Annotated in this window: 4 protein-coding genes; 2 read left to right on the top strand and 2 right to left on the bottom strand. The window is 42.3% G+C overall.

The window, feature by feature from the left end:
- Window positions 1-207: 207 nt before the first annotated feature.
- Entirely contained in the window at window positions 208-2,136 is a 1,929-nt protein-coding gene (gene dnaK / locus ABZB17_RS20250) for a molecular chaperone DnaK (protein WP_372653034.1), read from the bottom strand.
- A gap of 245 nt (window positions 2,137-2,381) precedes the next feature.
- Here dnaK and ABZB17_RS20245 point away from each other — a divergent pair, with 245 nt between their 5' ends.
- Complete coding sequence (locus ABZB17_RS20245; RefSeq protein WP_372653033.1) at window positions 2,382-3,491, top strand: acyltransferase family protein; 1,110 nt, start codon at window positions 2,382-2,384, stop codon at window positions 3,489-3,491.
- Window positions 3,492-3,494: 3 nt separating this feature from the next.
- On the opposite strand, the gene ABZB17_RS20240 is transcribed toward ABZB17_RS20245, so the two are convergent.
- Window positions 3,495-4,841: a hypothetical protein gene (locus ABZB17_RS20240; RefSeq protein ID WP_372653032.1), complete on the bottom strand. Its 1,347-nt coding sequence runs from the start codon at window positions 4,839-4,841 to the stop codon at window positions 3,495-3,497.
- A 169-nt stretch (window positions 4,842-5,010) separates the two neighbouring features.
- Here ABZB17_RS20240 and ABZB17_RS20235 point away from each other — a divergent pair.
- Window positions 5,011-5,288: 3-methyl-2-oxobutanoate hydroxymethyltransferase (locus tag ABZB17_RS20235; RefSeq protein WP_372653031.1), on the top strand; the 278-nt coding region annotated here is incomplete at its 3' end.

Genomic DNA, 5,288 nt, shown 5'->3' with positions numbered 1-5,288 from the left:
CTGCATTTAAGCACTCATAAGTAGTCATAAGTGCTCATAAGTTCCACTTTAACGCTAATTAAGTTCCGGTACAAATATGGTACGAATATATGCTAAAAATACATGAAAAACAAGTTAACAATACCAAGTGACTACAAACAAGAAAACGCAGTAAGTCAGAAACTTACTGCGTTTTACTAGTTATTGATTATCCTTAATAATCGTACCCTATTTGACTTCTTCAAAGTCAACGTCGGTTACTTCGCCGTCGTCTCCTTTTGAGTCGCCACCTTGTGCGCCTGCATTCGGATCGGCTTGTGGTCCTCCCTGAGGTCCTTCAGCACCACCCTGTGCTTGCGATGCGTTGTACATTTCCTGCGAAGCTGCCTGGAATACTGTGTTCAACTCGTTCATTGCAGCATCAATAGCAGCCAAATCTTTTGAAGCGTGTGCTTCTTTCAGCTTTTTCAAAGCATCTTCGATCGGACCTTTTTTATCAGCAGGCAATTTGTCACCATATTCTTTCAACTGCTTCTCAGTCTGGAAGATCAAACTGTCAGCCTGGTTGATTTTATCAGCCGTTTCTTTTGCTTTTTTATCGGCTTCAGCGTTTGCTTCTGCTTCCGATTTCATACGGTTGATCTCTTCATCCGAAAGACCTGAAGAAGCCTCGATACGGATCGACTGCGATTTACCTGTTGCTTTATCTTTTGCGTGTACGTGCAGAATACCGTTGGCATCGATATCGAAAGTTACCTCAATTTGCGGAATACCGCGTGGTGATGGTGGAATTCCGTCTAAGTGGAAACGACCGATAGTTTTGTTACCCGATGCAATTGGACGCTCACCTTGCAGAACATGAATTTCTACGGAAGGCTGATTGTCGGCAGCAGTTGTAAATGTTTCCGATTTTTTAGTCGGAATAGTGGTATTCGACTCAATCAACTTGGTCATTACACCCCCCATCGTTTCAATACCTAACGAAAGTGGAGTTACGTCAAGTAGAAGAACGTCTTTTACTTCACCGGTTAAAACACCTCCCTGAATAGCTGCACCGATTGCAACCACCTCGTCAGGGTTTACACCTTTTGAAGCTTCTTTACCAAAGAATTCTTTTACTTTATCCTGAATGGCAGGAATACGTGTTGAACCTCCCACAAGGATTACTTCGTCGATATCACTTGCTGTCATACCTGCATTTTTCAATGCCTTACGACAAGGTTCGATTGTAGCGTTGATCAACGAATCGGCCAACTGCTCGAATTTTGCACGCGACAATGTTTTCACCAGGTGTTTTGGAATACCGTTAACCGGCATAATGTATGGCAGGTTGATCTCGGTTTGAGAAGAGCTCGATAATTCGATTTTTGCTTTTTCAGCAGCCTCTTTCAAACGTTGCAAAGCCATTGGATCTTTACGCAGGTCGATGCCTTCTTCGCTGTTAAACTCGTCGGCCAACCAGTCGATAATTACCTGGTCGAAATCGTCACCACCAAGGTGTGTATCACCGTCGGTCGATTTCACTTCAAAAACACCATCACCCAACTCAAGAATAGAAATATCAAAAGTACCACCACCAAGGTCGAATACTGCGATTTTCATGTCTCTGTCCATCTTATCCAAACCGTAAGCCAACGATGCAGCAGTAGGTTCGTTAATGATACGACGCACTTTTAAACCGGCAATCTCACCGGCTTCTTTTGTTGCCTGACGTTGCGAATCGCTAAAGTATGCAGGAACAGTTACTACTGCTTCTGTTACTTCCTGTCCAAGATAATCTTCCGCTGTTTTCTTCATTTTCTGAAGTGTCATTGCCGAGATTTCCTGTGGCGAATATTTTCTGTCGTCGATTTCAACACGTGGTGTGTTGTTTTCGCCTTTTACAACTTTATAAGGTACACGGTTTACTTCTTTTGATACCTGATCAAAAGTTTCTCCCATGAATCGTTTAATCGAGAAAATTGTTTTTGTTGGGTTAGTGATTGCCTGACGTTTTGCAGGATCACCAACTTTGCGTTCTCCGTTTTCTACGAAAGCAACGATAGAAGGTGTTGTACGTTTTCCCTCGCTGTTAGGGATAACTACAGGCTCGTTACCTTCCATTACAGAAACACAAGAGTTTGTGGTTCCTAAGTCAATTCCGATAATTTTTCCCATTGTTATATTTTTTAAGTTTTTATTGTTCTAAAAATTTACGTCAGGAAATAATCAATGATTGTGCCATGGGAAAATCGGCGGAATGAATGTAAAATCTGACATAGTATTGCCCCGACACAATAAAAATCCTGTCAGGAGTGATGACAAAACGACAGAAACAAAGGAAGTGTAACACTCAATAAATATCCCGTCAGTTTCATCAATCAGAATGTTTACTATTTTTAAACGACTAAACAAAAACAACTATGACAACTAAATCATTACGGACTGAACCACAAAAAAGACTTCAATCGTTAGACGTGCTCCGCGGATTTGATATGTTTTGGATAATCGGCGGCGGTGTTTTGGCAACTGTTATTTCGCAAATAACCGGTGCCGACTGGCTTGGCGAACAAATGCACCATGTTAAGTGGGCCGGCTTTCATTTTGAAGACCTGATCTTCCCGCTTTTTATGTTTATCGCCGGAGTAGCGATACCATTTTCGATAAAAGCAAAAATTGAAAAAAACGTACCTAAGAAACGACTGGCGCTAAAAGCTCTGAAAAGGATGGTCATGCTAATTATTCTCGGAATTCTTTACAATGGTGTTTTCCAAAACGGATTTGCCAACGGCCGTATTGCCAGTGTGCTGGGGCAAATTGGCATCGGGTACTTTTTTGCTTCGCTTATTGTTATTTATTTTCATTCGTTTAAAAGCCGGATTTACTGGCTGGCGGGTATACTTGCAGGTTTTGGAATCATTCAGTTACTTATTCCGGTGCCGGGAGTTGGTGCAGGAGTATTGACACCCGAAGGTTGTATAAACGGGTACATCGATCAGCTGTTTTTACCGGGGCGATTATATGGCGAAACCTTCGATCCGGAAGGAATAATGTGCAGTCTATCTGCAACAGGAATTACACTGATGGGCACCATTGCCGGTAACATCCTGCGAAACCGTAAAACCACCGACTGGCAAAAAATGGGTTACATGGCTGCCACCGGAGTTGGTTTGATCGTTATGGCGCTTGTCTTTTCTACCTTCTACCCCATTATCAAAAGCTGCTGGACTTCAACATTTAATATGCTTGCCGGTGGAATTAGCTTTCTGCTGATGGCTTTGTTTTTCCTCATTATCGATCATTGGAAAATCCGTGGTTGGGCATTTTATTTCAGGATAATTGGAATGAACTCCATTTTCGTTTACCTTTTTGTGCGCATCATTGATATGCAACACATTACCGAATTCTTTTTTGGATGGATCACCAAACCAATGGGCGAAGCAGGCCAATTCCTTATGCTGTTGTTTGGTCTTGTATTGATTTGGGGATTACTTTATTATATGTACAAAAAGAAGATTTTTCTGCGGGTTTAAGTTCTAATATTTACTGCGGTAAATCGACAAGGAAAACTCCGGCCCCGGTACAACAAACTGTTCGCCATCAGCAATACGCCAGGCAAAGTTCAGATTTACCCTCGACTTGCTGTTCAGTTGGGTAAAGTAGGCTACATAAGGAATAAAATTATTGCTTAACGTACCCACTTCATCAAAATTGTTTAGCTGAATACCGGGCACATAACGCATTCCAAAATCGAACTGTGTTTTCAGGTTGGGGTAATAACTCCATCCCATGTTAATATCTGCTGTTGCCCAGTCGCGGCTCACATTCGAGTTAACAAGGTGCTCATCAATATATCCCATATCCGTTTTTGTGTATCGGTTATACACCAACCCGGCTGAAAAATTACGGTTCCATTTTACATTTACATATTTGGCATTGTCGTATTGAATGTATCCACCATACAGAAAGTCGGGCTCCTGATTGTAATATTTGAAATGCGGACCAATTTCAAAGCGGTTTCCCTGGTAACGCGGATCAAATTCGCTGAAATGCCATTCGGCAGCCATCGATTCAGGAGAAGCCAGCACAAAAGTACTACGAATAAAATCCACCACTTCCTCCATTTCCTTTTCAGGAACGTGTCCTTCCCTAAAATCGCGGTTGTGTTTAATATTGGCAATCACCTGCGCAAACTGTGCAATTTCGTAATCAGAGAACAAACGCCCCGGGTAATATTTTTCCAACAGGTAGTGTGCGGTCATTAAATGGTTCATCGGGCTTAAACGTCCCGATCCCCAACCAACTTTTGCATTTAAACCATAGCGCAGGCGGTCTTTGGTATCGCTTACGTCAACCGGAGTGGTTACACCCAGCGAGTCGGTGCTGGTTCCGTCCAGGTTTTGTTTATACACCTCGTAACGCCCCCAGGCGCTTACATCAATTACGGTATAACTTTTTGCATCGTAATAGTAACGGTAACTATAATCGACATTTGCCGAAGTTCGTACACCATAAAAATCCTGATCGGCAATAATGTATTCCACTTTCGAGCTGTCGATCCAATCGCCATAACCGCCATACGGACCAACTTCGAATCGCATATTCAAACGTTCCTGCTTGTAATCCAACAAATTCCAATAGGTATTTTCAATCCTGAATTTGCCATTCAGTAAAGTCCGATCTTCATCAAAACGGCTTTCGTCGCTCAACAATTCTTCCGTTTCTTTACTCACGCCCAAAATCAATCCCCAGTTCAGTTCGTGCTTTTTAAACGAAACCACCTCGTTATTGATCTCCTGCTGCTGCGCCCCGGCAACAAACACGGTAAATACAAAAATAAGTAGCAAACAAATTTGAGGGAATACGCTATTTAGTTTTCTCATTTTCCGACTTTGAAATTAGCCACAAAGAAAATAAACCTTCTGAAAACTACCTGCATAAACCGGTTAATAAAAGTTAAGCACCTACCGTCGGCGAGCGAAAAAACGGCTGCTTTTGGGTTAAAATGAAAGGATTGGTTAATTTTGCTCTCTAATTTGAATACAAACAGACATGTCAGTACATAGCGAAGTTCGAAAAGTTACCACGCACCGTTTATCAGAAATGAAACTGCGCGGAGAAAAAATATCGATGTTAACAGCCTACGATTACAGTATGGCACAGTTGGTTGATGAAGCCGGTATAGATGTTATTCTGGTTGGCGATTCGGCCTCGAACGTAATGGCGGGCCATGAAACCACGCTGCCAATTACTCTGAATGAAATGATCTTTCTGGGGTCGTCGGTGGTGCGTGCTGTAAACCGTGCGCTTGTGGTGGTCGACCTTCCATT

This window comes from Draconibacterium sp., assembly GCF_041583095.1.
GTDB lineage: Bacteria > Bacteroidota > Bacteroidia > Bacteroidales > Prolixibacteraceae > Draconibacterium.
This window is presented reverse-complemented; position numbering and strand designations above follow the sequence as displayed.